Source organism: Sphaerotilus sp. FB-3 (genome assembly GCF_023706025.1).
GTDB lineage: Bacteria > Pseudomonadota > Gammaproteobacteria > Burkholderiales > Burkholderiaceae_C > Sphaerotilus > Sphaerotilus sulfidivorans.
The window spans coordinates 129,803-156,438 of sequence record NZ_BQWE01000010.1; the positions used below are offsets into that span (position 1 = coordinate 129,803).

The 26,636-nt window shown below is 69.4% G+C and carries 21 protein-coding genes, 1 tRNA gene and 2 pseudogenes; 13 read left to right on the top strand and 11 right to left on the bottom strand.

Annotated features, from left to right (window positions below):
* The 3 genes from NFT33_RS04925 to NFT33_RS04935 all read left to right on the top strand — a co-directional run bounded on the left by NFT33_RS04925 (position 1) and on the right by NFT33_RS04935 (position 1,008).
* The gene (locus NFT33_RS04925; RefSeq protein WP_251673566.1) at positions 1 to 363 is read left to right on the top strand and encodes an integration host factor subunit alpha; all 363 of its coding nucleotides are present in this window, start codon (positions 1 to 3) and stop codon (positions 361 to 363) included.
* A gap of 35 nt (positions 364 to 398) precedes the next feature.
* On the top strand, positions 399 to 863 hold the full coding sequence (locus NFT33_RS04930; protein WP_251673568.1) for a MerR family transcriptional regulator: 465 nt from the start codon (positions 399 to 401) through the stop codon (positions 861 to 863).
* A 68-nt stretch (positions 864 to 931) separates the two neighbouring features.
* A tRNA-Pro gene (locus NFT33_RS04935) sits at positions 932 to 1,008 on the top strand.
* Between the two features lie 153 nt (positions 1,009 to 1,161).
* Here NFT33_RS04935 and NFT33_RS04940 read toward each other — a convergent pair.
* The 5 genes from NFT33_RS04940 to NFT33_RS04960 all read right to left on the bottom strand — a co-directional run bounded on the left by NFT33_RS04940 (position 1,162) and on the right by NFT33_RS04960 (position 8,441).
* On the bottom strand, positions 1,162 to 2,655 hold the full coding sequence (locus tag NFT33_RS04940; RefSeq protein ID WP_251673570.1) for a restriction endonuclease subunit S: 1,494 nt from the start codon (positions 2,653 to 2,655) through the stop codon (positions 1,162 to 1,164).
* A gap of 154 nt (positions 2,656 to 2,809) precedes the next feature.
* Complete coding sequence (locus tag NFT33_RS04945; protein WP_149503506.1) at positions 2,810 to 3,178, bottom strand: endonuclease domain-containing protein; 369 nt, start codon at positions 3,176 to 3,178, stop codon at positions 2,810 to 2,812.
* Between the two features lie 3 nt (positions 3,179 to 3,181).
* Positions 3,182 to 4,630: a type I restriction-modification system subunit M gene (locus NFT33_RS04950; protein ID WP_251673572.1), complete on the bottom strand. Its 1,449-nt coding sequence runs from the start codon at positions 4,628 to 4,630 to the stop codon at positions 3,182 to 3,184.
* A gap of 62 nt (positions 4,631 to 4,692) precedes the next feature.
* On the bottom strand, positions 4,693 to 7,083 hold the full coding sequence (gene hsdR, locus NFT33_RS04955) for an EcoAI/FtnUII family type I restriction enzme subunit R (protein WP_251673608.1): 2,391 nt from the start codon (positions 7,081 to 7,083) through the stop codon (positions 4,693 to 4,695).
* A gap of 140 nt (positions 7,084 to 7,223) precedes the next feature.
* Positions 7,224 to 8,441 (bottom strand): hypothetical protein, encoded by a 1,218-nt coding sequence (locus NFT33_RS04960; protein ID WP_220786498.1) that lies wholly within the window; start codon positions 8,439 to 8,441, stop codon positions 7,224 to 7,226.
* Between the two features lie 121 nt (positions 8,442 to 8,562).
* Here NFT33_RS04960 and nadB point away from each other — a divergent pair, with 121 nt between their 5' ends.
* Positions 8,563 to 10,263, top strand: coding sequence for an L-aspartate oxidase (gene nadB, locus NFT33_RS04965; RefSeq protein ID WP_251673574.1), 1,701 nt, complete (start codon positions 8,563 to 8,565; stop codon positions 10,261 to 10,263).
* A 128-nt stretch (positions 10,264 to 10,391) separates the two neighbouring features.
* Positions 10,392 to 11,678: a sugar MFS transporter gene (locus NFT33_RS04970; RefSeq protein ID WP_251673576.1), complete on the top strand. Its 1,287-nt coding sequence runs from the start codon at positions 10,392 to 10,394 to the stop codon at positions 11,676 to 11,678.
* A gap of 25 nt (positions 11,679 to 11,703) precedes the next feature.
* Here NFT33_RS04970 and NFT33_RS04975 read toward each other — a convergent pair whose 3' ends face one another.
* From NFT33_RS04975 to NFT33_RS04990, 4 genes are all read right to left on the bottom strand, one after another.
* The gene (locus tag NFT33_RS04975) at positions 11,704 to 11,994 is read right to left on the bottom strand and encodes a late competence development ComFB family protein (RefSeq protein ID WP_037483003.1); all 291 of its coding nucleotides are present in this window, start codon (positions 11,992 to 11,994) and stop codon (positions 11,704 to 11,706) included.
* Positions 11,995 to 12,092: 98 nt separating this feature from the next.
* Complete coding sequence (gene nadA / locus NFT33_RS04980; protein ID WP_251673578.1) at positions 12,093 to 13,205, bottom strand: quinolinate synthase NadA; 1,113 nt, start codon at positions 13,203 to 13,205, stop codon at positions 12,093 to 12,095.
* A 44-nt stretch (positions 13,206 to 13,249) separates the two neighbouring features.
* Positions 13,250 to 14,368, bottom strand: coding sequence for a hypothetical protein (locus NFT33_RS04985; RefSeq protein WP_251673580.1), 1,119 nt, complete (start codon positions 14,366 to 14,368; stop codon positions 13,250 to 13,252).
* Positions 14,368 to 15,753: a hypothetical protein gene (locus tag NFT33_RS04990; RefSeq protein WP_251673582.1), complete on the bottom strand. Its 1,386-nt coding sequence runs from the start codon at positions 15,751 to 15,753 to the stop codon at positions 14,368 to 14,370. The genes NFT33_RS04985 and NFT33_RS04990 overlap by 1 nt, the downstream gene beginning before the upstream one ends.
* Before the next feature lie 306 nt (positions 15,754 to 16,059).
* On the opposite strand from NFT33_RS04990, the gene dsbD reads away from it, so the two are divergent.
* From dsbD to NFT33_RS05005, 3 genes are all read left to right on the top strand, one after another.
* On the top strand, positions 16,060 to 17,952 hold the full coding sequence (dsbD, locus tag NFT33_RS04995; RefSeq protein ID WP_251673584.1) for a protein-disulfide reductase DsbD: 1,893 nt from the start codon (positions 16,060 to 16,062) through the stop codon (positions 17,950 to 17,952).
* A 139-nt stretch (positions 17,953 to 18,091) separates the two neighbouring features.
* A complete protein-coding gene (gene rraA / locus NFT33_RS05000; RefSeq protein ID WP_251673586.1) occupies positions 18,092 to 18,592 on the top strand; it encodes a ribonuclease E activity regulator RraA in 501 nt (166 codons plus the stop codon).
* Positions 18,593 to 18,698: 106 nt separating this feature from the next.
* Entirely contained in the window at positions 18,699 to 19,640 is a 942-nt protein-coding gene (locus tag NFT33_RS05005; protein ID WP_251673588.1) for an HDOD domain-containing protein, read from the top strand.
* Positions 19,641 to 19,655: 15 nt separating this feature from the next.
* On the opposite strand, the gene serB is transcribed toward NFT33_RS05005, so the two are convergent.
* Together serB and nadC are read right to left on the bottom strand one after the other, a co-directional pair.
* On the bottom strand, positions 19,656 to 20,384 hold the full coding sequence (gene serB / locus NFT33_RS05010; protein WP_220786543.1) for a phosphoserine phosphatase SerB: 729 nt from the start codon (positions 20,382 to 20,384) through the stop codon (positions 19,656 to 19,658).
* Positions 20,373 to 21,230: pseudogene (nadC, locus tag NFT33_RS05015) on the bottom strand (carboxylating nicotinate-nucleotide diphosphorylase); the annotation flags it as partial. The gene serB and the pseudogene nadC, both read right to left, overlap by 12 nt.
* Positions 21,231 to 21,440: 210 nt before the next feature.
* On the opposite strand from nadC, the gene NFT33_RS05020 reads away from it, so the two are divergent.
* From NFT33_RS05020 to NFT33_RS05040, 5 genes and pseudogenes are all read left to right on the top strand, one after another.
* Complete coding sequence (locus NFT33_RS05020; RefSeq protein ID WP_251673590.1) at positions 21,441 to 22,784, top strand: O-antigen ligase family protein; 1,344 nt, start codon at positions 21,441 to 21,443, stop codon at positions 22,782 to 22,784.
* Between the two features lie 25 nt (positions 22,785 to 22,809).
* Positions 22,810 to 23,736, top strand: coding sequence for a LysR family transcriptional regulator (locus tag NFT33_RS05025; protein WP_149503518.1), 927 nt, complete (start codon positions 22,810 to 22,812; stop codon positions 23,734 to 23,736).
* Positions 23,737 to 23,771: 35 nt separating this feature from the next.
* Positions 23,772 to 25,556, top strand: coding sequence for a sensor histidine kinase (locus NFT33_RS05030; RefSeq protein ID WP_251673592.1), 1,785 nt, complete (start codon positions 23,772 to 23,774; stop codon positions 25,554 to 25,556).
* Entirely contained in the window at positions 25,553 to 26,020 is a 468-nt protein-coding gene (locus NFT33_RS05035; protein WP_246607535.1) for a response regulator, read from the top strand. The genes NFT33_RS05030 and NFT33_RS05035 overlap by 4 nt, the downstream gene beginning before the upstream one ends.
* 92 nt (positions 26,021 to 26,112) lie before the next feature.
* Positions 26,113 to 26,367: pseudogene (locus NFT33_RS05040) on the top strand (aldo/keto reductase); the annotation flags it as partial.
* Positions 26,368 to 26,636: the final 269 nt, after the last annotated feature.

Sequence of the window (26,636 nt, forward strand, 5' to 3'; positions counted from 1 at the left end):
ATGCCCATCGACGACCACGATCCCGTGCCCGCCCGCGTCGTCTCGATCGAGACTCCGACGCTGACCAAGGCCGAGCTGGCCGAGCTGCTCTTCGAGCGGCTGGGCCTGAACAAGCGCGAGTCCAAGGACATGGTCGAGGCCTTCTTCGAGTTCATGCATGCCTCGCTCGCGCGTGGCGAGGAGGTCAAGCTTTCCGGCTTCGGCAACTTCCAGGTGCGGCGCAAGGCGCCGCGCCCGGGCCGCAACCCGCGCACCGGCGAGTCGATCCCGATCGAGGCGCGCAAGGTCGTGACCTTTCACGCCAGCCACAAGCTCAAGGATGCGGTCCAGGGCGATGTCCCCGGCGACGGGGACTCGGAGTAAAGTCTCAGGACTTTCTCCGAACCCGTTGATCCGGAATGGAAAACAACCTGCCCGCCATCCCGCCGAAGCGCTATTTCACGATCGGCGAAGTCAGCGAGCTGTGCGGCGTCAAGCCGCATGTGCTGCGCTACTGGGAGCAGGAGTTCGCGCAGCTGCGCCCGGTCAAGCGGCGCGGCAACCGGCGCTACTACCAGCGCCACGAGGTGCTGCTGGTGCGCCGCATCCGCGATCTGCTCTACGAGCAGGGCTTCACCATCAGCGGCGCGCGCAACCGGCTGGCCGAACTGGGCCCCGGCGCGATCCGGGCCCTCGAGGACGAGCAGGATCTGGACGAGGCCCTGGCCGAGGCCGCCGCGCCGCCGGCTGCGGCCGGCGCCGAGCCTGAGGCCTTGCCCTCGCCATCGGCGCTGCTGCCGCCGCTGCCCGAGCCATCGGCCGGGCCGCTGACCCCGCAGCAACTGCGTGCCGAGCTGCTGGCGATCCGGGCCTTGCTGGGCTGATCAAAAAAAATCGCCCGAAACGCTGGACTCTATCGCGCAATTCATCCTATAATTTCTTTCTCAGCAGTCGGGGCGTAGCGCAGCCTGGTAGCGCACTTGCATGGGGTGCAAGGGGTCGCGAGTTCGAATCCCGCCGCCCCGACCAATGAACTCAACAGGTTGGACCTCACAAGGGTCCAACCCGTTGGCCTTTGTGGGCTCCGAAAGTCGCACGGTTGCCTGATGGGCTGCTGTGACGTGCGCGCTGTCACACAAGGGTCCGCTCCCGCGAGGGGGCGGGCCCTTTGGCTTTTCGGCGTCAGCCCGCCGCGGTTGCCACCGCCTGCTTCACCAGCGCCTCGGCCAGCTGCGCCTGCTTGGCCTGCGCTGCTGCGATTTTGGCTTTGAGCTGGTCGCACAGGGCGAGGAGTTCGGTGACTTTGGCGACGATGCGGTGTTGTTCGGCGAGCGGCGGCAATGGCACTAGAAAGTCGTTCAAGCTCTCTTGATTGAGTTTTGGCATTTTTACTCGGTTCTCTGCGACGCGAACCTGAGATAAAAAATTCTCGCTAAGCATCAGGTATATCTGGTATTTGGCATTAATCCTGGAGTCAATCGGATACATATCCGCGCTGCACAGGCCGGCGAAGTCAACAAGAATTACCTTCGACAGCGAAGGTCGAATCTTAGAGTAGACGAGCTGACCTGGGTAGAAGCGACTGTTCGGCCCACGCACCCCAGAATCACGAACCGTTCTTTTGAACAGCAACCTGCCGGTTCCCTTTTCAATGCAGTCTGGCGCCACCTGCGGCTCATCCAGATGGTCTTCCGGACGCACCAGCGCTGATCGGATGCTGCAAATGTTAGAGAACTTGGTCCAGCACCAATTATTAGGCAGAGGCTCTGAAGTATCCGGTGAAGGGCTGGCGCCGAGTCGTTCGAGGAGCATGGGAGCAGCTTCATCGGATGCAATGCCTGTTCCTAGCCGACCCAGAACCCCAAGCTGCAGCACGCTGGCACGAAGTGCATCGACGCTGGCCTCGGTGGTGAAAACCGCCTCGAACTCCCCCGCCACCCGCTCCCACGCCGCCTGAAACTCCTCCGCATCCCGCGCCTGCGTCAGGCTGTCGAGCAACGCCTGCACCAGCCGGGCGTGGGCGTGCTGCGCGTCGGCCTGCCGCGCTTCCAGGCGGTCGCACAGGGCCATCAGTTCATCGACTTTGGCGACGATGCGGTGTTGTTCGGCGAGGGGAGGTAATTGGATCGGAAGGGCGGCTACCTGTTTGGTCGATATGTGTGGCACGCCATTGCTACGCCCTGGGTCGATCACATTGACAAAGAGCGGCGACCTTAACCAATGCAAGAGGAAGTCCGGTGCCAGTCGCCCTGCGAGCGGCGTGAGTTTGGCGACTCGTTGCAAGAGCAGGCACGGCAGATCTCTATCGGTGACCACTGCCACTTTGAGACCCGTCGAGATGATCGGACGATCCAGCGAAAGTAGGATGTCGCCAGAACTGAGCCCGAACGCTGAGTATTCCCCCGCCAGATCCTCACGCAGGTAAGCGCACTCTCTCCAGTCCAAGGTGCCGTGGCCAACATTTGCGTTGCGGGCCAGACGAACTCCACTTTTTGAAAACCATTCACTCTTGAATGCGTAGCCATTTTTGAAATTAACAACGCTTCCAAGTTGCACTGTTTCAAAATCGGGTGCGGCGCACGATGTGAACGCGCCCAAAATTGCCATTTTGGTAAACATGGCGCGCAACCGCTCCACACCCCCCGGCGCCTCCGCCAGCAACTCCAGGTTCTCCATCCATGCCGCGGTCGTTCGGGCGCCTTGGTGGGCGGGAATCCCCCCCGGCCCCCCTTTTTCAAAGGGGGGAGTGGTGGTGAAGTCGAGTTCGGCTTGGGCTGGGACGGGACTTGTTCCCCCCTTTGAAAAAGGGGGGCTAGGGGGGATTCGCATTTCACCTCGCATCAATCGACTTTCTCACACTCGCTTCAATCACGGCCATCACCCCATCCAGTTCGGTCAGCACCTGCCGGTTGTCGAAGCGCAGCACCTCCAGCCCCAGCGCCTGCAGCACCTGCGTGCGCTGCCGGTCGTAGTCCTGCGCATCGGGCTCATGGTGCTGCGAGCCGTCGAGTTCGATCACCAGGCTGGCCGCCGCGCAGTAGAAATCCACGATGTAGCCGGCGATCGGCTTCTGCCGATAGAACTGCACGCCGGCGACCTGCTTGCGGCGCAGGCACGCCCAGAGGCGCTGCTCGGCCTCGGTCGGATCGCTGCGCAACTGCCGGGACAGCGGCTTGAGCCGGCGTTGGTAGGGCAGCACGGCCTATCGCGCCAGCGCCTCGGCCAGCGCCGCCTTCAACTGCCCCTGCAGCGCCGCAATCTCCGCCTGCATCTGCCAGTATTCGGCCAGCAACTCGTCCGGGTCGTGGCTGACCTGCTCGCCGACATGCGGGTTCTTGCAGTCGAGATTCCAGTGGCGGGCGCGGATCTCGTCGATGCCGACCTTCCAGGCCTGCGGCGTCTCCTGCCGGTCGCCCCACCACGCCTCCTCGGTGGCGAACTCCTCGATGCGCATCGGCCGCGTCTTGGAATAGTTCTTCACGCCCGCCGGATACGGGTGCTCGTAGAACCAGACCTCGCGGGTCGGCTCGCCCTTGGTGAAGAACAGCAGGTTGGTCTTGATGCCGGTGTAGGGGTTGAAGACGCCATTGGGCAGCCGCACCACGGTGTGCAGATTGCACTCGGTCAGCAACTTCTCCTTGATCCGGCTCTTGATGCCCTCGCCGAACAGGAAGCCGTCGGGCAGCACCACCGCCGCGCGGCCGCCGCTCTTCAGCAGATGCATGATCAGCACCATGAACAGGTCGGCCGTCTCGCGGGTGCGGAAGGCGGCGGGGAAGTTGCCCTCGATGCCGTCTTCCTCCATGCCGCCGAAGGGCGGGTTGGCGACGATGCAGTCCACCCGCTCGCCCGGCCCCCAGCTGATCAGCGGTCGCGCCAGCGTGTTGTCATGGCGGATCTGGCTGGGCACCTCGATGCCGTGCAGGATCATGTTCGTGGTGGCCAGCAGATGCGGCAGCGGCTTCTTCTCCACGCCGAAGACGCTGGCCTGCAGCACCGCCTCGTCGGCGGGCGTCTTCACATGGCGGCGGCGCTTGTGCTCGATGGTGCAGGTCAGAAAGCCGCCGGTGCCGCAGGCCGGGTCCATCACCTTCTCGTGCAGCTGCGGGTCCACCATGCGCACCATGAACTCGGTCACCGGCCGCGGCGTGTAGAACTCGCCCGCGTTGCCGGCGTTCTGCAGGTCGCGCAGCAGCTGCTCGTACATGTCGCCGAAGGCGTGGCGCTCCTGCGCCTTGTTGAAGTCCACGCTCTCCTGGATCTTGTTGAGCACCTGCCGCAGCAGCTGCCCGGACTTCATGTAGTTGTAGGCGTCCTCGAACACGCCGCGGATCACGCGCGCCACCGGCCGCAGCTCGCCGCCATCGTCGCCCAGGCTCTGCAGCGTCGGGAACAGCTCGTTGTCGACGAAGCTCATCAGCTCGTCGCCGGTCATGCCCTCGGCATCGGCCGCCCAGTTCCGCCAGCGGTAGGCCGCGGGCAGCGGCGAGCGGTAGTCGTCGTCGAACAGCTCCCACTCCGTCTCGCGGTCATCGAAGACCTTCAGGAACAGCATCCAGACCAGCTGCCCGATGCGCTGCGCATCGCCGTCGACGCCGACGTCCTTGCGCATGATGTCCTGGATGGATTTGATGGCGGTGGTGATGGACATGCAGGAAAAGAGGAGGGAAGGAAGAGAAGGAAAAAAGGGTTTCCGGCCGCTCAGGATCAGGTTCAGGCATAGAGCTGGGTTTCCAGCTCCTGCACCGCACGCCTGAAGCCGGCCGGGCCGCCCAGGGCCTGGAGCAGTTCCACCGGCGCACCCAGCCGGGTGAACGGATCGAGGGTCAGGATTCTGCGGTCCTCGATCGGCTCGATGCCGGTGTCGGCGTACTTGTCGAGCAGGGCTTCCAGCACCTGACGCGCGATGCCCTCGTAGCGGCCGAACAGATCGCGCTTCCTCACATTGTCGGCGCGCTCGCGCCGGGTCAGCGGCGGTCGGCCGAAGGCGACATGGCAGACCAGATCGAAGGGGTCGAGCGCCGGGCCGCCCCGCGCGCCGATCTCCTCCTGCAGCGCCTCCCAGATCACGCCCTGCGCGGCCAGCTCGTCGATGACCGCCTTCTTCTGTTCGGCGCCGTTCCAGCGGCGCAGGAACTCGTCGAGCGAGGCGAACCGCTTCTGGACGCACGAGCGGGTGTAGTCGCGCAGGCTCTCGGTGACGAGCCGGCCGTCGGCGCCGTAGTACTGCACCCGCTCGGCCACGATCTGCACGCTGACCTGATCGGCGCCGACGCGGTACTTGACGCGGCGGCCTTCGCCCTCCCCATCACCGCCGCCGTCCGGGAAAACGCCGTCGGGCGAGGGGGAGGGCGCCGCCGGGGCGCTGCCGTCCGGCGTGTCCGGCGGCTCGTCCGGCGGCGTGACGGGATCGCCGGGGCCGGGCTCGAAGACCGTGACCGGCTCGCCGTCGAAGGCCGGATCGGCGAACAGCTCGGTCGCCTTCTTGAAGTCCAGGATCGTGAACCAGAACTTGCCGTGCTCCTCGTTGATCCGCGTGCCCCGGCCGATGATCTGCTTGAACTCGGTCATCGACTGGATGTGCTGGTCCAGCACGATCAGCTTGCAGGTCTGTGCGTCCACGCCGGTCGTCATCAGCTTGCTGGTGGTGGCGATGACCGGCCACGGCTGCTCGGGGTCGATGAAGCTGTCCAGCTCGGCCTTGCCCTCGACATCGTCGCCGGTGATGCGCATGACGTACTTGCGGTTGCGCCGGACCTGCTCGGGGTTCAGGTTCACCAGCGCCTGGCGCATGCGCTCGGCGTGGTCGATGTCGCTGCAGAACACGATGGTCTTCTGCATCGGGTCGGTGGCCTGCAGGAACTCGGTGATCTTCCGGGCCACCAGCTCGGTGCGCGCGTCCAGCACCAGGCTGCGGTCCATGTCCTTCAGGTTGTAGATGCGGTCCTCGACCCGCTGGCCGTTGCGGTCGAGCAGGCCCTGGGGCGGGCGCCAGCCCTGCAGGTCGCGGTCGAGGTCGACGCGCACCACCTTGTAGGGCGCCAGGAAGCCGTCGTCGATGCCCTGCTTCAGGCTGTAGCTGTAGACCGGCTCGCCGAAGTAGCCCAGGCTGGAGACCTCGCGCGTCTCCTTGGGCGTGGCGGTCAGGCCGATGTGGGTGGCGCTTCGGAAGTGGTCGAGGATGTCGCGCCAGGCCGAGTCCTCGGCCGCGCTGCCGCGGTGGCATTCGTCGATCACCACCAGATCGAAGAAGTCGGGCGAGAACTGCCGGTAGATGTGGCTCGCCTCGTCGGTGCCGGTGACCGCCTGGTAGAGCGACAGGTAGATCTCGTAGCTCTTGTCGATCCGGCGGCCGGTGATCTTGGTCATCGCCGCGCCGAAGGGCTTGAAGTCGTTGGTGCGGGTCTGGTCGACCAGGATGTTGCGGTCGGCCAGGAAGAGGATGCGCTTCTTCTGCCCGCTCTTCCACAGCCGCCAGATGATCTGAAAGGCGGTGTAGGTCTTGCCGGTGCCGGTGGCCATGACCAGCAGGATGCGGCCCTGCCCGCGCGCCACCGCCTCGACGGTGCGGTTGATCGCGTTGAGCTGGTAGTAGCGCGGCGCGCGGCCGCTGCCGTCGTCGTGATAGGGCGCCACGGCGCGCGCCTGCTGCTCGCTGTCCAGGCCGCGCCACTGGCACCAGCGCCGCCAGAGCTCCTCCGGCGTCGGAAAGGCGTCCAGGCCCAGCTCCGTCTCCATCCGGTCGCCGGGGTGGCCGGTGCCGCTGCGGTCATGGAACAGGAAGCCGCGGCCGTTGGTCGAGAAGACGAAGGGCACCTGCAGCGATTCGGCATAGTCCAGCGCCTGCTGCATGCCGGCGCCGACCGCCAGCGTGGCCTTCTTGACCTCGATGACCGCGATCGGCTGGTTCGGCAGGTGGTAGAGCACGATGTCGGCGCGCCGCCCGTTGCCACGGGTGTGCAGCCGGCCGCGCACGATGATGCGGCCCTTGGTGAAGCTCACCTGCTCGCGCACCTGGCGCCGCAGATCCCAGCCGGCCTGCTGCAGCGCCGGAATGACGAACTGGGTGCTGATGTCCTGCTCGGACAGCGTGGTCAGGTCCATGTCCATGCGGTCGATTCCCCCTGAATGTCTTGATGGTGCATTCGGGTGCAGATTGTCTGCTCTCGCACCGCCGGGCGACATCACCGCGTCACTGCAGCGTCTCCGCGGCCGTGATCTGGGTCGCGGCGGCCGGCTCGGCTTCAGATCACCGGCGCCCTCGGCAGCGCCGCATCCAGCGCCATCAGCCGCGGGCGCAGCTGCATCCAGCTGGTGCGGGTGGGGCTGTAGACCAGGTGCATCGCCAGGCCGGGCTGGGAGAGCAGGGTGCGCACGCCCAGCGCCTCGGTGCCGCCCATGACCAGCACCTCGTCGGCCTGGCCCGGGATCTGCAGCTGGCGCCGGGTGCTGTTGCCGGCGGCCAGCAGCAGCGAGCCGCGCCGCGCCAGATCCGGCCCGCGTGCGACCGAGCCGGCATGCGCGATCACCCGGCTGGTGGCGATGTCGAACACGCAGGCCGCCTGCACGCCGCTGAGCGCATGCAGCTCCAGCGCGAAGCGCTCCATCGGCGTGGCCTGGGCGGCCAGGGCCGGGCGATCGGCGCCGGTCGGCGGCATCGGCTGCGGCGCGCTGCTGGCGCTGGCCGGCGGGAAGGGCGACAGCAGCACGCCGGTGCCGTCCGGGCGGCGCGCATGCTCGATCTGGTTCCAGCGCTCGCCCAGCAGGGTCCAGGCCTCGGCCGGCCGACTGACCGGCGCTGACAGCCGGCAGTCCAGCCCGCTGCCAAGCCCCAGGCCGGCGATCAGGCCGGTCATCGCCGCATGGCTGCCGGCGGCCAGCGGCATCAGCTGCAGATGCCGGCACTGCCACTGCGGATGAAAGAGCAGCTCGCGCAGCGGCTGCAGCGCATCGCCCAGCGCATGCGGCGGCAGGTCGCCCACCAGCACCACCGCCAGCGTCGCACGCGACAGCAGCACCCGCGTCAGCGCGGCGCGGGTCGGGCTGTCGGCGTCGATGTCGGTGCTGTAGAGCCGCACCCGCCGGCCCTGGCTGCCGGGACAGTCGACATGGTCGATGCCCGCCAGCGTGGTGCCGTAGCTCTGCCGGCGCACATGCAGCCGCTCGACCGGCTGGCCGGCGGCCGCAGCCACCGCGTGCAGCATGCGCCGCGCGCCGCGGCTGGCGATGTCGTGCAGCACGATGTAGCTCGGGCGCAGGAACTCGAGCTGCTGCTGCAGCGCCTCGGCGGGCTCGCAGGACACGAACAGCTCGCGGGTGTGGTTGCCCACCGCCCGGCCGATGTCGGCCGGCTCGTCGAGATAGTCGCGCACGCTGCGCTGGATCTGGGTCTGATGGAGGTCGTCGTCGTCGCGCACGTCCACAGGCGGGCGCGACGATGGATGACCTGAGCTCGAAAACATGGCCGGTGTCTCCTGGAGGGAACGCTGTGGCGGCACGCGGCCGGGACAAGCGGAGGAGCCGGCGTGGAACGATCGCGTCTCATCCTATCATCCGGGCCTTGATTTCATATCGTGCGCCAGCATGTCTTCCAATTCTTTCACTTCCGAACCTGATGCGCTGCCTGTCGTGATCGTCGGGGCCGGCCTGGCCGGCTTGACGGTGGCCCTGCATCTGGCTGCCACGCATCGCGTGATCGTGCTGGCCAAGCGCCAGCTCGGCGAGGCGGCCACCGCCTGGGCCCAGGGCGGCATCGTCGGCGTGCTGGGGCGCGACGACAGCATCGACAGCCATGTGCGCGACACCCAGGACGCCGGCGCGGGCCTGGTCGACGAGCACACCGCGCGCTTCATCGCCGAGCGCAGCGCCGAGGCCGTCGTGTGGCTGGTCGAGCGCGGCGTGCCGTTCTCGCCCGATCCGGACGGCCCGCTGGGCCTGCACCTCACGCGCGAGGGCGGGCACGCGGTGCGCCGCATCGCGCATGCGGCCGATGCCACCGGCTTTGCGATCCACCAGGCGCTGCTGGCCGAGGTGGCGCGCCATCCCAACATCGAGCTGCGCGAGCGCTGGATGGCGATCGACGTCATCACCCCGCGCCATCTGCACAGCGACGCGGCGCCGCGCTGCCACGGCGTCTATGTGCTCGACATCGACAGCCAGCGGGTCGAGACGATCGCCACCCGCGCGGTGGTGCTGGCCAGCGGCGGCGTCGGCAAGGTCTACCGCTACACCAGCAATCCCGACACCGCCACCGGCGACGGCATCGCGATGGCCTGGCGCGCGGGCTGCCGGACCGCGAACATGGAGTTCATCCAGTTCCACCCGACCTGCCTCTACCACCCGCAGGACCGCAGCTTCCTGATCACCGAGGCGCTGCGCGGCGAGGGCGCGCACCTGAAGCTGCCCGACGGCACCCGCTTCATGCCGGCGCACGACGCCCGCGGCGAGCTGGCACCGCGCGACATCGTCGCCCGCGCGATCGACTTCGAGATGAAGAAGCACGGCCTGGACCATGTGTGGCTGGACGCGACGCATCTGGGCGAGGTCTTCCTGAAGGAACACTTCCCGACCATTCACGCGCGCTGCCTGGCCCTGGGCATCGACATCGCGCGCCAGCCGATCCCGGTGGTGCCGGCGGCGCACTACACCTGCGGCGGCGTGGTCACCGACCTGCACGGGCGCACCGACCTGCCGGGCCTCTACGCGGTCGGCGAGACCACCTACACCGGCCTGCACGGCGCCAACCGGCTGGCGAGCAACTCGCTGCTGGAGTGCGTGGTGCTGGGCAAGACCTGCGCCGAGACCATCGTCGCGGCGCCGCGCGCCGAGCAGCCGCTGCTGCCGGCCTGGGACGAGAGCCAGGTGCACAACGCCGACGAGCAGGTGGTCATCGCGCACAACTGGGACGAGCTGCGCCTCTTGATGTGGAACTACGTCGGCATCGTGCGCACCACCAAGCGGCTGGAGCGTGCGCTGCACCGCATCCAGCTGCTGCGCGACGAGATCGACGACTACTACGCCAACTTCCGCGTCGACCGCGACCTGCTGGAGCTGCGCAACCTGGTCGACTGCGCCGAGCTGATCGTGCGTTCGGCGCTGATGCGCCAGGAGAGCCGCGGCCTGCACTACAGCCGCGACTTTCCCGACCCGCTGCCGGTGAGCTTCCCGACCGTGCTGGTGCGTCCGGCGCGCAGCCGGCGCGGCGCCGGCCTGGCGGGGCTGGGCATGGGGCTGGTGTCGCCCTCGGTGCCGCGTCCGCCCTCGGCGACCGGCCTGTGTGGCTGAGACGGCGGAAGGATTGAAATCAGGCGTTCAACGGGTATTAATATTTCGTTCAACAAGCGGCTAGAATCTTAATTCTTTCTTTCAGCCGCTGGGCCCTGCCACGTCCGTGCAGGGCCGGAACGATCTTCATGTCCAGCTCACGCCCGCAAACGCACACCCGACCGCTGACGGTCCTGACCTCGCTGTTCTTCATGTGGGGTCTGATCACCTCGCTGAACGACATCCTCATCCCGCACCTGAAGGCGATGTTCTCGCTGAGCTATGTGCAGGCGATGCTGATCCAGTTCTGCTTCTTCGCGGCCTATTTCCTGGTCTCGGTGCCGGCGGGCCGGCTGCTGCAGCGCCTGGGCTACCAGCGCGGCATCGTCACCGGGCTGTGCATCGCCGCGGTGGGCTGCCTGATGTTCGGTCCGGCCGAGAGCCTGCACTCCTATCCGCTGTTCCTGGGCGCGCTGTTCGTGCTGGCCGCGGGCATCACGCTGCTGCAGGTGGCGGCCAATCCCTATGTGACGCTGCTGGGCCGTCCGGAGACGGCCTCGAGCCGGCTGAACCTGACGCAGGCCTTCAACTCGCTGGGCGCGACGCTGGGCCCCTTGCTGGGCGCAGTGCTGATCCTGGGCGCTGCCGATCAGGCCGCCTCGGCGGCGCAGGGCGGTGACAGCGTGCAGGGCCCGTACCAGGCGCTGGCCGCGGCGCTGTTCGTGCTGGCGCTGGTGATGGCAATGTTCCGCCTGCCCGACGCCCGCGAGATCGAGCGCGCCGCCGAGCAGGCCGGCCCCGGCGACCTGCCGGCCGGCGAGCGCGGCCGCCTGATGGCGCACCGCCATCTGGTGCTGGGCGCGGTGGCGATCTTTGCCTATGTGGGCGCGGAGGTCAGCATCGGCAGCTTCCTGATCAACCTGATGGCCGATCCCTCGATCGCCGGTCTGGACCATGTGCAGGCGGGCAAGTACCTGGCGCTGTACTGGGGCGCGGCGATGGTGGGCCGCTTTGCCGGCAGCGCGATCATGCGTCGCATCCAGGCCAGCCGGGTGCTGGCGCTGGTGGCGGCGGCCAATGTGGTGCTGATCGGCGCGGCGATCGCGCTGGGCGGCCCGGCGGCGATGTGGCTGCTGCTGGCCACCGGCCTGATGAACTCGGTGATGTTCCCGACCATCTTCTCGCTGGCGCTGGAAGGTCTGGGCGCGCTGACCAGCCGGGGCTCGGGCCTGCTGTGCATGGCCATCGTCGGCGGCGCGATCGTGCCGCTGCTGCAGGCGCTGGTGGCCGATCATGTCGGCCTGCTGGTGTCCTTCGCGGTGCCGCTGGTCTGCTATGTCTACATCGCGCACTACGGCGCGGCCGGGCACCGTCCGGTGGCGGTCGAGTCCGCCGAGCCGCCGCCGGCCGGTGCCGCGCTGGGCGCTGCGGCCTGAACCGCCAGAACGGTCTGAACGCGGATCAGCGGCGGGCGCGCATCGCGATGCGTGCCTGCACGAACTCGAACGCGTAGGTCACCGCCTCGCCGATCGTCTGCTCGATCGCGAGGCGTTCCTTTTCGGTCAGGTAGAAGTTCAGGTCCACCGTGTGGCGGATGTAGCGCGAGCCCAGCCGGTTGAGCGCGACGCAGGCCACGTCGGGCAGCGCGTCGGCCTCGAGGTAGGGATAGTTCGGCGCCAGTCGGCTGACCGCGTCGAAGACCGGGCGCTCGTAGTGGTTGTGGACCGAGGTGAAGTCGATGTTCGTCGTCATGGCCAGGTCGGAGGTCGGGTCGTGAAGTCGGATGCAGGATCCGTCTTCATCGGCCCGGCCCGGACCTGACTTGAACCGCTTCGGCCCGCGCCGCCGGCTCAGGCTGCGCCGATGTTCGGCACGAAGCCCTGGGCCGGCCTGGCGATCGCGGCCGGGTTGGCCTTGACGAAGTCGAGCATGCGGTCGATGCAGCCCAGCGCCTGCGAGCGCACCGGCTCCTCGACATGGATCTCGCCGCTGCCCTTCTCCAGGCAGTCGATCACGCCCTGCAGCGCGTTCATCGCCATCCACGGGCAGTGCGCGCAGCTCTTGCAGGTGGCGCTGTTGCCGGCAGTCGGCGCCTCGATCAGGCGCTTGGTCGGTGCGGCCTGCTTCATGCGGTGGAACATGCCGTTGTCGGTGGCGACGATGAACTCGGGCGCGTCCATCTCGATGACCGCCTTGAGCAGCTGCGCGGTCGAGCCGACCACGTCGGCCTGCTCGACGACGCTCTGCGGCGACTCGGGGTGCACCAGCACCTTGGCCAGCGGATGCTCCTGGCGCAGCAGCTCCAGCTCGGTGCCCTTGAACTCGTTGTGCACGATGCAGTCGCCGCTCCACATCAGCATGTCGGCGCCGGTCTGGCGCTGCACATAGCTGCCGAGGTGGCGGTCCGGCGCCCACAGGATCTTCTTGCCCTGCGCATGCAGGTGGCCGACGATGGACAGCGCGCAGGAGCTGGTGACCATCCAGTCGGCGCGGGCCTTCACCGCGGCGCTGGTGTTGGCGTAGACCACCACGGTGCGGTCCGGGTGCGCGTCGCAGAAGGCGGCGAACTGGTCGGCCGGGCAGCCCAGGTCGAGCGAGCAGGTCGCGTCCAGGTCGGGCATCAGCACCCGCTTCTCGGGACTGAGGATCTTGGCGCTCTCGCCCATGAAGCGCACGCCGGCCACGATCAGGGTCTGCGCGGCATGGTCGCGGCCGAAGCGCGCCATCTCGAGCGAGTCGGACACGCAGCCGCCGGTCTCGACCGCCAGGTCCTGCAGATCGCCGTCGACGTAGTAGTGGGCCACCAGCACCGCGCCGCGCTCCTTCAGCAGCATGCGGGCGCGCTCCTTCAGGTGAGCGCGCTCGTCGCGGGTCAGCGGCTTGGGGGCCTTGGCCCAGGCCAGCGCGGTGCAGCTCTGGCCGCTGGCGTCCTGGCGGGTGTAGTCGAATTGGAGTCCGTTCATGGTCGGTCTGGATCGTCGGTCTGGAGCGCGATCCTAGCCGAGACTCAGCAGCCCTGATGGCGCGCCACCGCCGCCTGCCAGCGCGAGGCCGACAGATCGCCGAACTGGCGGTCGATGCACACCAGCAGCAGCAGGTCGGTGCGCTGCGGCATCGGCAGCATCAGATGGTGATGCTCGGCATCGGACCAGAGCAGCTCCTGCAGCGCCTCCTGCGCAGGCTTGGGCGCGTCCGGCCCCAGACCGGCCTGCCACATCGCGCTGCCCTGACGGGCGGCCCGCTCGGCCAGGTCCGCGGCGCGCTCGGTGAGGGCCTGCAGCGACAGCAGCTCGGCCGAGCCGCTCTCCACCAGCGCGGCAGCGAGCACGCCCGGGCCCATCGCCGCCAGCTCCAGCAGGCGCTCCACGCGCGAGAAGTCCAGCGATCCGGCCGGATCGTCCTGTTCGTCATGCGGCGCGTCGTGCAGCGGCGGCAGCTCGGACGTCGCGATCGGTGGGTTGATCGGTGGGGCGATGGGGGCGGTCTGGACGGGCGTGGCGGGCATGGGCGGGGAAATGGGGGTCTCGGTCGTGGCGCGCAGCCGGGCCAGCAGCAGGCGGGTCCAGTCCGGATCGGCGCTGCTGCCGGGGTGCTCGATCACCCGGACATTCAGGCCGCGCGGCCACAGCGCCTGGCGAAGCGGCTCGCCGCGGCCGGGCGGCTCGGTCGGCACCAGCATCTGCAGCACCGGGCCGCGCCAGTGGTCGGGACGCAGGCCTTCGCGGATGCGTCGCACCAGGTCCTTGTCGCGGCGGGAGCCGGCCAGCACCAGCGCGGTGCCGGCGCGCGCCAGCAGATCCAGCGCCAGGCCGAGCGCGCGGGCATCCTCGGGCGAGGCCTCGACCTGCAGCACGCCCAGCCAGATGCCTTCCGGCGTCGGCAGCACGGTGCCGCGCAGCAGGGCCAGCGGGGTCTCGGGCTGGCTCTCGTGCAGCAGCACCACCTCGGACAGGCGGGTGCCGGCGCCGTGGGCCAGGGCCTGCAGGCTGAAGCCCGGCCAGCTGCCGTGCGGATCCCAGGCCACCAGGCAGTCGCCCGGCATCGGGGCCTCGCGTGGGAACAGGCTGTCGAGCGGCGGGGCCTCCGGCTGCGCGGCCCCGGTGCGCAGTTCGCGTCGCACCGACATCACACCAGCACCTGCTGGGCCTCCATGATGCGGTAGCGTGTCATCGCGAGATTGCTGCGCAGCTTGTCGAGCACCGACAGGATGAACAGATCGGGATGGGCGCGCAGCGTGCGCAGGATGTGGTAGCGGCTGCCGGCGGTCACCAGGATCTCCTCGAGCGGATCACCCGGGCGCGAATGGCCGAGCTGCCGCAGCGTGCGCCGGTGCGTCTTCCAGATCTCGGAGGCGGCCAGCGCGGCGCGGTCGATGTCGGGGCCGGGCGCGGGGCAGGCCACCACTGCGCCGGTGGCGCCATTGACCAGCGCGACGAAGATCAGCCCGTCGAGCACCGTCAGCTCGTCGAGCACCGCGCGGGCGCGCCGGGCGTCGATGCGCGGTTCGATGCCCGACTGCAGGCTCATCGGCGCGCTGACCGGGCCGAAGTCGCTGACCGGCGCGGCCGGCGGTGGCGACAGCGGCGCCAGCGGCGACATCAGCGTGGTCGGTGCCTGGCCGACGAACACCATCGAGGGCGTCGGCGAGGAGACGAGCGGCGCCGGTTCAGGCAGCGGCATCGGGGCGCTGGCGCTGGTCAGCGACGCCGGCGCGCTGGGCGTGGCCTGCTCGGTGCGCAGCTTCTGCCAGTGCGCGAGCATGCGGTTCCAGACCACGCTGGCGCTGGTGAGCGATTCGCAGATCGCCTCGACCCGCACCTGGTCGGGCCAGTCGAGCTGCTGGATGCGCTGCATCAGCGCGCTCGAGCTGACCGGCAGCATGAACAGCAGGTTGCGGCACTGCCAGTGCAGGCTGTGGGTGGCCTGGCGGATGTCCTCGAGCATCGAGGCGATGTCGGCCGGCGCCATCGGGCCGATGATCACCACCGACAGGTCGGAGCGCTCCATCAGCGCGATCTGCACCTCGGCGGCATCGCGGCCCTCGGCCTGGATGTCGGCGTAGTAGATCTTCAGCGTGTCGTCGGTGCGGCGCGGCAGCGTGGTGCGCTCGATGTCGGCCAGCGGCGCCAGGCTGGTCTGGTCGCGCATGTGCAGCCGCTCGATCGGCTGGCCGCTGGCGTCGGCCAGCGCACGGATGACGGCCGCGGCCCACATGTGGGACGGATCGCAGATGGTGATGAGCTTCTGGCGGACGAAGGTGTCCTTGCGGCTGCCGGCGAAATGGGTGCGCATCGCCTGCGCGGGCGAGCCCTTGACCAGCAGCTCGTCGCGGTGCGGATCGACCGCGGGCGGCTCGGCGGGCATGCAGTCCTGCTCGTCGGCCACATCCATGATGGTCGTCGAGATGAAGTCCGCGTCCTGACGGTCAGGCGCCGGGTCGTCCTTGTGGCGACTGGCGCGACTGACCGCCTCCCGCAGCGGTGTGAGGTCGCCAAAGAGGCTCTTGAGCATGTTCTTCTCGGGGGTCTTCCGGGTGCGATGTCTGTCCGAAGAGGTTCCGATGGATGATTTCGGCACGGCGCTACTTTAGTGCCTGAAACCTTGTGCTGGCTGATTCCGAGTGAAAGTTCATGCTGCAATCTTTTGTGTTGCATCGGCCTCTTGACTTCGCGTGATTCGATTGGGAACAAAAAATCACCGGTACCCCGTTCGTGATGGTGTAGGTGTTGGGTGACATGTCCCTTCATGGGCCGGGCCTGCATTCCCGGGCACACTGCGGGCCGTGCCCCGTTTCCTGACCCTGATCTGCCCCCGTCCATGCCTGACCTGATGCTTTTCCGTCTGCCGCTGCGCGCGCTGCTGTCTGCGCTGCTCGGGCTGGCGCTGCTGCTGCCCGCGCTGGTGCGCGCCGAGGACTTTCTCGAGCCTGACCGCGCCTTCCGTCTCGAGGTCGAGCTGCTCGACGCCCGCACGCTGGGGGTGCGCTACACCATCGCGCCCGGCTACTACCTGTACCGCGAACGCCTGGCGCTGCAGTCCGAGCCGGCCGGGCTGGCGCTGGCGGGCGTGCCGCTGCCGCAGGGCGAACGCAAGTACGACGAGACCTTCCAGAAGGAGCTGGAGGTCTACCACGACCGGCTGGCCTTCGGCGTCGATCTGGGGCCGCTGCTGGAGGCGGCGCGTGCCGCACCGGGCGGTCCGGTGCGCATCACGCTCGGCAGCCAGGGCTGCGCCGACAAGGGGCTGTGCTATCCGCCGCGGCGCCAGGTCCTGCAGCTGGAGCTGAAGGACGGCGGTGCGGCCGGTCTGCAGGCGCTGGCGGTGCGGCTGCTGCCGGAGCAGGAGGACGGAACGCTGGTGCCGCTGGAGGACTTGCCGGGCACCGATCGGTCGCAGGGCCTCGGCGGCGTGGGTGGCGCGATCGGCGACCGCTTCGCCGCCGCGCTGGGCTCGGGCAGCCTGCTGACGGTGGCGGCGGTGTTCGCGCTGGCCGGCCTGCTGCTGTCCTTCACGCCCTGCGTGCTGCCGATGGTGCCGATCCTGTCGTCGATCATCGTCGGGCAGGGCGAGCCGGTGTCGCGTGCGCGCGGCCTGGGCCTGTCGCTGGCCTATGCGCTGGGCATGGCGCTGGTCTATACCGCCTTCGGCGTGGCCGCCGGCCTGGCCGGCGAAGGGCTGGCCGCGGTGCTGCAGACGCCCTGGGTGCTGGGCGGCTTCGCGCTGCTGCTGGTGCTGCTGTCGCTGTCGATGTTCGGGCTCTACGAACTGCAGATGCCGGCGGCGCTGCAGTCGCGTCTCAGCCAGGCCGGCAGCGGCCTGCGTGGCGGGCGCCATGGCGGCGTCTTCCTGCTGGGCGGGCTGTCGGCGCTGATCGTCGGGCCCTGCGTGGCCGCGCCGCTGGCCGGCGCGCTGGTCTACATCAGCCGCACCGGCGATGTGGTTCTGGGCGGGCTGGCGCTGTTCTCGATGGCGATCGGCATGAGCGTGCCGCTGCTGCTGGTGGGCCTGTCGGCCGGATCGCTGCTGCCGAAGGCCGGCGCCTGGATGGCGTCGGTCAAGCATGTCTTCGGCGTGCTGCTGCTGGGCGTGGCGCTGTGGATGGTGCTGCCGCTGCTGCCGGCGGTGGTGGCGATGATCGGCTGGGGCGCGCTGGCGCTGGCGCTGGCCGGGGTGCTGTGGCGGGCGGCGCGGCCCGGATCCGGCGGTCTGGCCGTGCGGGCGCTGGCGCTGGTCTGCGCGCTGCTGGCGCTGGCGCAGTGGGGCGGCGCGGCCAGCGGCGGGCGCGATGCGCTGGCGCCGCTGGCGCATCTGGGCGTGAATCTGGGCCTGGGCGGCGTGCCCGCTGGCGAGCCGGTGCATTTCCGTCGGGTGCGCACGCTGGCCGAGCTGGAGACGGCGGTGCGCGAGGCCGGCCGGCCGGTGATGTTCGACTTCTATGCCGACTGGTGCGTGTCCTGCAAGGAAATGGAACGCTACACCTTCACCGACCCGCGGGTGCGCGAGCGCCTGGCCGGCGTGCTGCTGCTGCAGGTGGACGTGACCGCCAACCATCCCGACGACCGCGAGCTGCTGCGCCGCTTCGGCCTGTTCGGGCCGCCGGCCATCCTGTTCTTCGACGCGGCCGGGCGCGAGCAGTCCGAGCGCCGGGTGATCGGTTTCCAGAAGGCCGACGACTTTCTCGCCAGCCTGGAGGCGGCCGGCATCCGCTGACGCCTGCTGACCCGGCGATGGACCCGGCGATTCCGACCTGACGCCGGGCTGACGCTGCGCCAGGGTGCCGTCAGCCCGGCGTGGCATCGTCGCGGACCTTTTCACCATCCCGGCCTCGAGACTCGAGAGGAGAGCTTCCGTGACGACCGACCTGATCCCGACCTGCGACCTGTGCGACCGTTTCAAGGGCGACACCAGCGGCGACTTCCGCGTGCTGCCGCCGGTGTTCCGCGAGTTCGGCGGCCGTGCCGCATTCAGCGGCACCGCGGTGACCGTCAAGTGCTTCGAGGACAACACCTCGGTCAAGGCGCTGCTGGAGGGGCCGGGCGAGGGCCGGGTGCTGGTGGTCGACGGTGCCGGCTCGCTGCGCCGCGCGCTGGTGGGCGGCAACATCGGCGCGGCGGCGGCGCGCAACGGCTGGGCCGGCGTCATCGTCGACGGCTGCGTGCGCGATGTGGCCGAGCTGGCGGTCTGCGATGTCGGCATTCGCGCGCTGGCGCTGATGCCGCTGCCCACCGAGCGGCGCCAGCCCGGCCTGCTCGACCAGCCGGTGCAGATCCAGGGCGTGACGGTGCGCCCCGGCGACTGGATCTGCGCCGATGCCGACGGCATCGTGGTGATGGGCGCGCGCCCCGCCTGAACCGGGTCCGGTACCCGAACCCCGCACCGTACCCGGAGTCCGTGCACCGTGCAGACTGCACGGACCCCTGCTTACAGACAGGGCGAACAGGGCCGAAATAGGGCGCATGACCGAGACCCTGCTGTGCGCCATCGCCAGGCCCGACAGTGCTGCCGACGAGGCGGCGGGTGGGCTGCCGCCGGCGGCGGCCGGGTCCGTTCAGGGGCTGGCGCTGCCGGCAGCGCCGGTGCTGCTGTCGCAGCTGCGCAGCGAGGCCCCGGCCGCGCTGTCCCGTCTGGCGGCCGCGCTGGACGCCCCGAGCTGCGCACTGCTGATGCAGTGCGCGATCTCGCTGGGCCTGGGGCCGCCGGGCGGGCGCCGTTCCACCTTCGAGGCGGCTGTCGACGCCTTCGGCGTGCGCCGTGCGGTCGATCTGTTCGGCACGCTGGCGCTGGTGGGTCAGATGCGTGCGCTGGCGCAGCAGCGAGACGGCGCGGGCGGTCCTTGCGCGTCCTGGGCCGGCTTCTGGGAGCACAGCCTCAACCGGGCGCGTGTGCTGGCCTGGCTGGCCCGCCGGCATGGCGGCGAAAGCGCCGATCTGGCGCTGGGCTTCGGCCTGCTGTGCGACAGCGCAGTGGCGCTGATGATGCTGGAGCTGCAGTCGCCCAGCTATCGGGTCACGCTGGCCGAGGCCAATCTCGGGCACCGTCCGGTCACCGAGGTCGAGCGCAGCCGCCACGGCATCGACCATGCCGAAGTGGCCGAACGCCTGGCGCTGCACTGGGGGCTGGACGCCGGTCTGGCCGGCGCGGTCGGGCGGCATCATGATGCCCGGGTGCTGACGCCCGAGCCCTCGTCGCCGGAGCAGCCCTGCCGTGTGCGGCTGCTGGTCGCGCTCGGCCTGGTGGCCGACCGCATGACGGTGCGGCCGGCCGCGCGTCATCGCCAGCATGTCGAGTGGCAGCGCGGCGGTGCGATGGCCCTGCATGTGCTGGGCCTGAGCCTGCAGGACTACGACGACTGGCTCGACGAGGTCAGCGTGCAGGCCACCCTGGGCGGGCGCGGCTGACCCAGGTCGGCGCGCTCAGGGCCGCACCACCTCCAGCAGCCGGTCCAGGCCGCCGGATTCGATCGCCACCATCGCACGCTCGCGCACCGCCGGCTTGGCGTGATGCGCCACCGACAGGCCGACCGCGCCCATCATCGGCAGATCGTTGGCGCCGTCGCCCATCGCGATGGCCTGGCGCGGGTCGATGCCGTGCTGCGCGCACAGGGCCAGCACCGTGCGGCGCTTTTCCTCGCCGTCGCAGATGTCGCCCCAGTCCTGGTCGAGCACCCGGCCGGTGAGGCGTCCGTCGGCGTCGACCTCGAGCAGGTTGCTGCGGGTGTGGTCGATCTGCAGCAGATCGCGCAGCCGGTCGGTGAAGAAGGTGAAGCCGCCCGAGACCAGCACGATCTTCAGGCCGGCGGCCTGGCAGGTGCGCACCAGCGTCTCGGCGCCGGGGTTCAGGCGCAGCCGCTCGGTCCAGACCGCCTCCAGCGCCGACACCGGCACGCCGGCCAGCAGCGCCACGCGCCGGCGCAGGCTGTCCTTGAAGTCGGTGATCTCGCCGCGCATCGCCGCGGCGGTGATCGCGGCGACCTCGGCCTTGCGGCCGACCGCGTCGGCGATCTCGTCGATGCACTCGATGTTGATCAGCGTCGAGTCCATGTCGAACGCGATCAGGCGGAAGTCGCTCAGCCGCAGCGGCGGCTCGAAGCCGCGCACCACCAGGCCCGGCGCGATCTCGCGCGCGGCCGGCAGCACCCGCATCGACAGGTCGATGGCGCGCACGTCCTTGGTGAGCCGGCCGATCGAGACACGGTCGACGCCGGTGGCGGCGATCTCGCGGATGGTCGTCATGTCGACGCCGCCGGAGACCTCCAGCAGCGCGCGGCCCCGGTTCAGCGCCACGGCTGCGCGCATGTCGTCGAAGGAGAAGTCGTCGATCAGCACGCTGGTGGCGCCGGCGTCCAGCGCCTCCTCCAGCTCGGCGAGGTTCTCGACCTCGATCTGGATGCTCACGCCCGAGTCCAGCGCCTGCGCGGCCTTCAGCGCCGCGGTGATGCCGCCGGCCGCGGCGATGTGGTTCTCCTTGATCAGGATGCCGTGCCACAGCGCCATGCGCTGGTTGGCGCCGCCGCCGACGCGCACCGCGTACTTCTGCGCCTGGCGCAGGCCGGGCAGGGTCTTGCGGGTGTCGAGCACCACGCAGCCGTTCGGGTTGGGGCTCAGTCCGGCGATCGCGTCGACATGCTGGCGGGTCACGGTGGCCACCGCCGAGAGCATCTGCAGGAAGTTCAGCGACGAGCGCTCGGCGCTGAGCAGCGCGCGTGCCGGCGCATCGATGCGGCACAGCTCGGTGCCGGCCGTGAAGCGCGCGCCCTCGGCCACCGCCCAGTCGACGCGGATCGAGGCATCGCAGCCGTGCATGCAGCCATCGAACCAGTCGCGGCCGCACAGCACGCCGTCCTCCTTGGCGACCACGCGGGCCTGCACGCGGCGGTCGGCCGGCACCAGCTCGGCGGTCCAGTCGCAGCGGCCGATGTCCTCTTGCAGCGCGTCGCGGATGTTGCGTGCGCGTGCGGCTTCCAGGGTCTCGTTGTCTTCGAAGTGCATGGCGGGTCGTCGGGGGAGCGGTGAAAACGGGCAGTAGCGGACGGGTCGCGAGCGTAGCAGGTCCGCGGGATGAATCCTGTTTCAGATATTTCAAATTCCCGGAGGCAAAAGCCGGGCCTGAATCGAGAAATCACTTTTGGCCGCGGTTTCTGTGTCCGGGTCGGAATACCCCCGAGTACCTTGGGGTGATCTTCCTAAGATCGCCCGATCATGAGTTTCAAGCTGTTCCAGGCCTACATCCTGCTGACCTTCTTCCGGCCGGTGGAGCTGTTCATGCCCGAGCTGGGCGAGCTGCGCCCGATGCTGTGGCTGTGGCTGCTGGCGGTGATCACCTCGGTGGTCGCCGCAGCCGCGAAGAAGGAAGCGGGTGCCCGTCCGATCCACTTCAAGCTGATCTTCGGGCTGTGGGCGCTGATCGGCGTGTCCAAGCTGCTGTCGCCCTGGCCGGGCGGCACGATGGAGGCGATCAGCGACTTCAGCACCTCGTCGATGCTGTTCCTGCTGGCGGCGCTGAACCTGACCACGCTGGAGCGGCTGAAGTCGACGATGAACGCGGTGGTGCTGGCGATGCTGCTGAACTGCGTCTTCGGCATCCAGGCCTATCACACCGGCGAGAACATGGACAAGCTGGTGCTGCGCCAGACCGCGCCTGCGCATGACAACGACGATCCGTCGACGATGCCGGATCTGAAGACGGTCATTCCGGCGCGTGACGATTCCGGCTGGTTCCTGTGGCGGCTCAAGAGCGTGGGCTTCCTGGCCGACCCGAACGATTTTGCCCAGGTGCTGGTGATGACGCTGCCGATGCTGTGGGGCGCGGGCTGGCGGCCGGACCGGCGGCTGAACAATCTGGTGCGGGTGATCGCGCCCGGTGCGCTCATGGTCTACGCGATCTTCCTGACCCAGTCGCGTGGTGCGCTGCTCGGGCTGGCCTCGCTGCTGTTCTTCGGCGTGCGCAAGGCCCTGGGCACGACCAGGACGGTGCTGCTGCTGGGCTCGATGGTGGCGGTGCAGCTGCTGGGAAACATGTCGGGCGGGCGGGAGTTCTCCGGCAAGGAGAAGTCGGCCGAGGAGCGCATCGAGTCCTGGGTGATCGGACTGGATCTGCTCAAGCGCAATCCGCTGTTCGGCGCGGGCTACGGCAACTACCTCGAATACAACTACCTGACGGCGCACAACTCCTTCGTGCTGTGCTTCGCCGAGCTGGGCCTGCTGGGCTACTTCGTCTGGATGGGCCTGATCGTGCTGACCTTCAAGGGCCTGAACCGCACGCTCGATCAGCTGCCGGCGGGCAGTCCGGCCTGGCAGACGGCCTCGCTGCTGCGCTCGTCGATGGTGGGCTATCTGACCTGCGCCTGGTTCCTGTCGCGCACCTACGGGCCGGCACTGTTCTTCCTGCTGGCGCTGTGCATCGGCGCCTGGCACTGCGCAGTGCGCTCGATGCCGACCCATCAGGTGCCTGCGCCGCTGCTCAGCATCGACTGGCGCCGCGACACGCTGCGGCTGATGGGTCTGACGATCTTCGGGGTCATGCTGTTCGTGCGCTCGCACTGATCGGGCGGCATACTCCGGATCCGACATGGATCTGAAACAACTGGACTATTTCGTGCACGTCGCCGAGCTGCGCAGCTTCAGCCGCGCCGCGGTGGTGCTCGGCATCGCGCAGTCGGCGCTGAGCCGGCAGGTGCGCGCGCTCGAGATCGAGCTGCGCGAGACGCTGCTGCTGCGCAACGGCCGTGGCGTGACGCTGACCGAGGCCGGCCAGCGCCTGCTCGAGCACAGCCTGGCCATCCTGCAGCGCGTCGGCGAGGCCCGCGCCGACATGGCCTCCAACCGCGACGAGCCGGTCGGCCGCATCACCATCGGCCTGCCGCCGACCATCGGCCGCCAGCTCACGCTGCCGCTGATCGACGGCTTTCGCCGCCGCATGCCCCGGGCCCGTCTGGCGGTCGTCGAGGGGCTGTCGACCCATATCGTCGAGTGGATCACCTCGGGCCGGGTCGATCTGGGCCTGCTCTACAACCCGGAGGCCCAGCCGGGTCTGGAGTTCGTGCCGCTGCTGGAGGAGCCGCTGTGCCTGGTGCAGCGTGCCGATGCGCCGGCCCCGGCCGGGCGCGGGCCGCTGTCGATGGCCGAGCTGGCCGATGCGAAGCTGGTGCTGCCCGAGCGCGCCCATGTGATCCGGCGCCTGCTCGAGACCCGTGCGATGCATGCCGGGCTGCAGCTCGACATCGCCTGGGAGGTCTCCAGCGTCGCGGCGATCATCGATCTGGTCTGTGCCGACTACGGCCAGGCGGTGCTGACCGCCAGCGCGGTGGCGGCTTCCGGCCGCGCGGACCTGCTGGCGGTGCGGCCGATTCTCGATCCGGGGTTGCGCAGCATCCTGTGCCGGGCGGTGTCGTCACGCCAGCGGCCCACGCCGCTGCTGCGCCAGGCGACCCGGCTGCTGTCGGATCTGGCACGCGGGCTGCCGCAGGCGGCGGCGGCCAGCTCGCTGCCGGGCTGAGCGCCGGGCCGATTTCTTGCGGAGGTGTCGTCGCGATGATTCCTGCCCCGATCCCGACCGACGAGGAGCAGCGCCTGCAGGCGCTGGCGCGCTGCGCCATTCTCGACACCGCCGCCGAGCCGCTCTATGACGAGCTGACCGCGCTGGCCGCCCGGCTGTGCGCCGCGCCGGCGGCGGCGATCACGCTGGTCGACCGGCATCGGCAGTGGTTCAAGTCGCGCATCAACATGCCGGTCAGCGAGACGCCGCGGGCGATCTCGGCCTGCGCGCACACCCTGCTGGGGGACGGGCCGCTGGTCTGCGAGGATGCCTTCCAGGACGCGCGCTTCCACGACAACCCGCTGGTGGCCGCCGACCGCAACCGCTTCTACGCCGGCGTGCCGCTGCGCCTGGCCAGCGGCGAGCGGCTCGGCGCGCTGTGCGTGTTCGATCACCGGCCGCGCCGGCTCGAGCCTGAGCAGCTGGAGATGCTCGAGCTGCTGGGCCGGCATGTCTCGCGCCTGCTCGATGAGCGCATCACCGCCGCCCAGCAGGTCGAGGCGCGGAAGGACAGCGACCGCATGATCGACCTGCATGCCGGCATGGCCGACGAGTCGCGCGGCCTGCTGGTCGCGGCCGAGCAGGCGCGGCTGGCGCTGGTCGAGCTGCTGGAGTCGCAGCGCCGCCTCGAGCAGGAGCTGCGCGAGAGCGAGCAGCATTTCCGCACCCTCGCCGACCAGGGCTCGGCGCTGATCTGGACCTCCGGCCTGGACATGGGCTGCGACTACTTCAACCAGCCCTGGCTGAACTTCACCGGCCGCACCCTGGCCCAGGAGCTGGGCAGCGGCTGGACCGAGGGCGTTCATCTGGAGGACATCGAGCGCTGCCTGCTGACCTACAAGGCGGCATTCGTCGCGCAGCGCAGCTTCAGCATGGAGTACCGGCTGCGCGCCGCCGACGGTCGCCACCGCTGGATCCGCGACGACGGCTCGCCTCGGCATGACAGCCAGGGCCGCTTTCTCGGCTTCATCGGCTACTGCTACGACATCACCGAGGCGAAGGAGCTCGAGTTCCGGATGCGGCGCTTCCATGCCGAGCTGGAGCAGCGGGTGGCCGAGCGCACCGCCGATCTGGCCACCGCCAACCGCGAGCTGGCCACCTTCACCTACACCGTTTCGCATGACCTGAAGGCGCCGCTGCGCGGCATCGACGGCTACAGCCGCATGCTGCAGCTGGTGCATGGCGATCTGCTCGACGACGGCGCGCGCGATCTGGTGGCGCGCATCCGCCACGGCGCGGGCCAGATGAACCAGCTGATCCACGACCTGCTGGCCTACTGCCATCTCGAGCAGCGTCAAGTGCGCTGCACCCAGGTCGATCTGGTCGACCTGGCGCGGCGGGCGATCGAGGCGCGCCGTGCCGACGATCCCGGCCTGGGCTCGGGGCCGGGTCTCGAGCGGGTGCTGCAGCTCGAGGTGCCGGACACGCCGGTCATGGCCTGTGCCGATGCCGACGGCCTGGCGATGGTGCTGCGCAACCTGATCGACAACGCGCTGAAGTTCAGTGCCCGCAGCCAGCCGCCGTGCGTGCGGCTGCGTGTCAGCCACGGCGAGGATGGCTGCGCTATGCTTTCTGTCCACGACAACGGCATCGGCTTCGACATGCAGTATCACGACCGGATCTTCGAGATCTTCCAGCGGCTGGAGCGCGCGGAGGCCTATCCCGGCACCGGCATCGGTCTGGCGATCGTGCGCAAGGCGATGCAGCGCATGGGCGGCCGGGTCTGGGCTCAGGGCGAGCCGGGCCGTGGTGCCGTCTTCCATCTGGAGATGCCGCAATGATCTCGAGCGAGCCGGTGCGCCGCGCCATCCTGCTGGTCGAGGACAACCCGATCGATCTGGACCTGACCCGGCGCGCCTTCGCGCGCAGCCAGCTGGTCAATCCGCTCGAGGTTGCCCGCGACGGCGCCGAGGCGCTGGCCTGGCTGGCGCGCTGGGAGGCTGGCGAACCGCTGCCGCTGGTGGTGCTGCTCGATCTGAAGCTGCCCAAGGTCGACGGGCTGGAGGTGCTGCGCCGCTACCGCGAGCATGCCCTGGCGCGCACCGTGCCGATCGTGGTGCTGACCTCCTCGGCCGAGGACTGCGACATCGCGCAGGCCTATGGCGACGGGGCGAATTCCTACATCGTCAAGCCGGTCGACTTCGACAAGTTCCTCGAGGTCACCTCGCAGATCAAGCTCTACTGGTGCCTGCTGAACCAGCCGCCGTCGGCACATCCGCCCGTCGTGCAGGGCCGTTCTTCCTGAGTCTGCGCGCCTGATCCTGTGGCCTTGCATGCCGGGCCGGCATAGCTGCTAGTCGCCGGTCTTGCTGGCGGATCGGGTTCGCGGCTGGCCCGCTGCGCCGCCTCGGCCCGGCCGAGGTCGCGCCGATCGGTCTGGGCTGCATGAACCTCAGCCATGCCTATGGCGTGCCGCCTGCGCCCGAGGCGGCGGCCGGCCTGCTGCTGCGCGCGCTCGATCTGGGCGTGAACCATTTCGATACCGCGGCGCTGTACGGCTTCGGCGCCAACGAGGAGCTGGTCGGCCGGGTGCTGGCACCGCACCGCCACCGCTTCACGCTGGCGAGCAAGTGCGGCATGACCGGGGTCGATGGCCGGCGCGCGCTACAACGGTGCCACCCAGACCGAGATCGACACGGAAGAGTTTCCGGCCTGAAACCACAGCGCTGAAACGACAGAGGCGGCCCGCAGGCCGCCTCTTGCTGCGCCGGGGCCAGACACGGCCCCGGGGCGACGATCACCAGAAAGCGCGAGAAGCCCCGTCCTTCAGGGCGGGGATGCAGAGCGCAGGCTCGCGCAGCGAGCCATTGGCTTGGTGGTCGAGTTTCCTGTGGCATGGTTGACTGTTTTTATATACAGTA

Excerpts from the sequence above, each read along its gene's own strand:
- nadA (WP_251673578.1), bottom strand. The coding sequence starts at position 13,205 with ATGAACGGACTCCAATTCGACTACACCCGCCAGGACGCCAGCGGCCAG.
- NFT33_RS04940 (WP_251673570.1), bottom strand. The coding sequence starts at position 2,655 with ATGGAGAACCTGGAGTTGCTGGCGGAGGCGCCGGGGGGTGTGGAGCGG.
- NFT33_RS05020 (WP_251673590.1), top strand. The coding sequence starts at position 21,441 with ATGAGTTTCAAGCTGTTCCAGGCCTACATCCTGCTGACCTTCTTCCGG.
- nadB (WP_251673574.1), top strand. The coding sequence starts at position 8,563 with ATGTCTTCCAATTCTTTCACTTCCGAACCTGATGCGCTGCCTGTCGTG.
- NFT33_RS04930 (WP_251673568.1), top strand. The coding sequence starts at position 399 with ATGGAAAACAACCTGCCCGCCATCCCGCCGAAGCGCTATTTCACGATC.
- dsbD (WP_251673584.1), top strand. The coding sequence starts at position 16,060 with ATGCCTGACCTGATGCTTTTCCGTCTGCCGCTGCGCGCGCTGCTGTCT.
- NFT33_RS05035 (WP_246607535.1), top strand. The coding sequence starts at position 25,553 with ATGATCTCGAGCGAGCCGGTGCGCCGCGCCATCCTGCTGGTCGAGGAC.
- NFT33_RS04960 (WP_220786498.1), bottom strand. The coding sequence starts at position 8,441 with ATGTTTTCGAGCTCAGGTCATCCATCGTCGCGCCCGCCTGTGGACGTG.
- NFT33_RS05025 (WP_149503518.1), top strand. The coding sequence starts at position 22,810 with ATGGATCTGAAACAACTGGACTATTTCGTGCACGTCGCCGAGCTGCGC.
- NFT33_RS05005 (WP_251673588.1), top strand. The coding sequence starts at position 18,699 with ATGACCGAGACCCTGCTGTGCGCCATCGCCAGGCCCGACAGTGCTGCC.
- NFT33_RS05030 (WP_251673592.1), top strand. The coding sequence starts at position 23,772 with ATGATTCCTGCCCCGATCCCGACCGACGAGGAGCAGCGCCTGCAGGCG.
- NFT33_RS04975 (WP_037483003.1), bottom strand. The coding sequence starts at position 11,994 with ATGACGACGAACATCGACTTCACCTCGGTCCACAACCACTACGAGCGC.
- hsdR (WP_251673608.1), bottom strand. The coding sequence starts at position 7,083 with ATGGACCTGACCACGCTGTCCGAGCAGGACATCAGCACCCAGTTCGTC.
- NFT33_RS04985 (WP_251673580.1), bottom strand. The coding sequence starts at position 14,368 with ATGTCGGTGCGACGCGAACTGCGCACCGGGGCCGCGCAGCCGGAGGCC.
- NFT33_RS04990 (WP_251673582.1), bottom strand. The coding sequence starts at position 15,753 with ATGCTCAAGAGCCTCTTTGGCGACCTCACACCGCTGCGGGAGGCGGTC.
- NFT33_RS04950 (WP_251673572.1), bottom strand. The coding sequence starts at position 4,630 with ATGTCCATCACCACCGCCATCAAATCCATCCAGGACATCATGCGCAAG.
- serB (WP_220786543.1), bottom strand. The coding sequence starts at position 20,384 with ATGCGGGTGCTGCCGGCCGCGCGCGAGATCGCGCCGGGCCTGGTGGTG.
- NFT33_RS04925 (WP_251673566.1), top strand. The coding sequence starts at position 1 with ATGCCCATCGACGACCACGATCCCGTGCCCGCCCGCGTCGTCTCGATC.
- NFT33_RS04970 (WP_251673576.1), top strand. The coding sequence starts at position 10,392 with ATGTCCAGCTCACGCCCGCAAACGCACACCCGACCGCTGACGGTCCTG.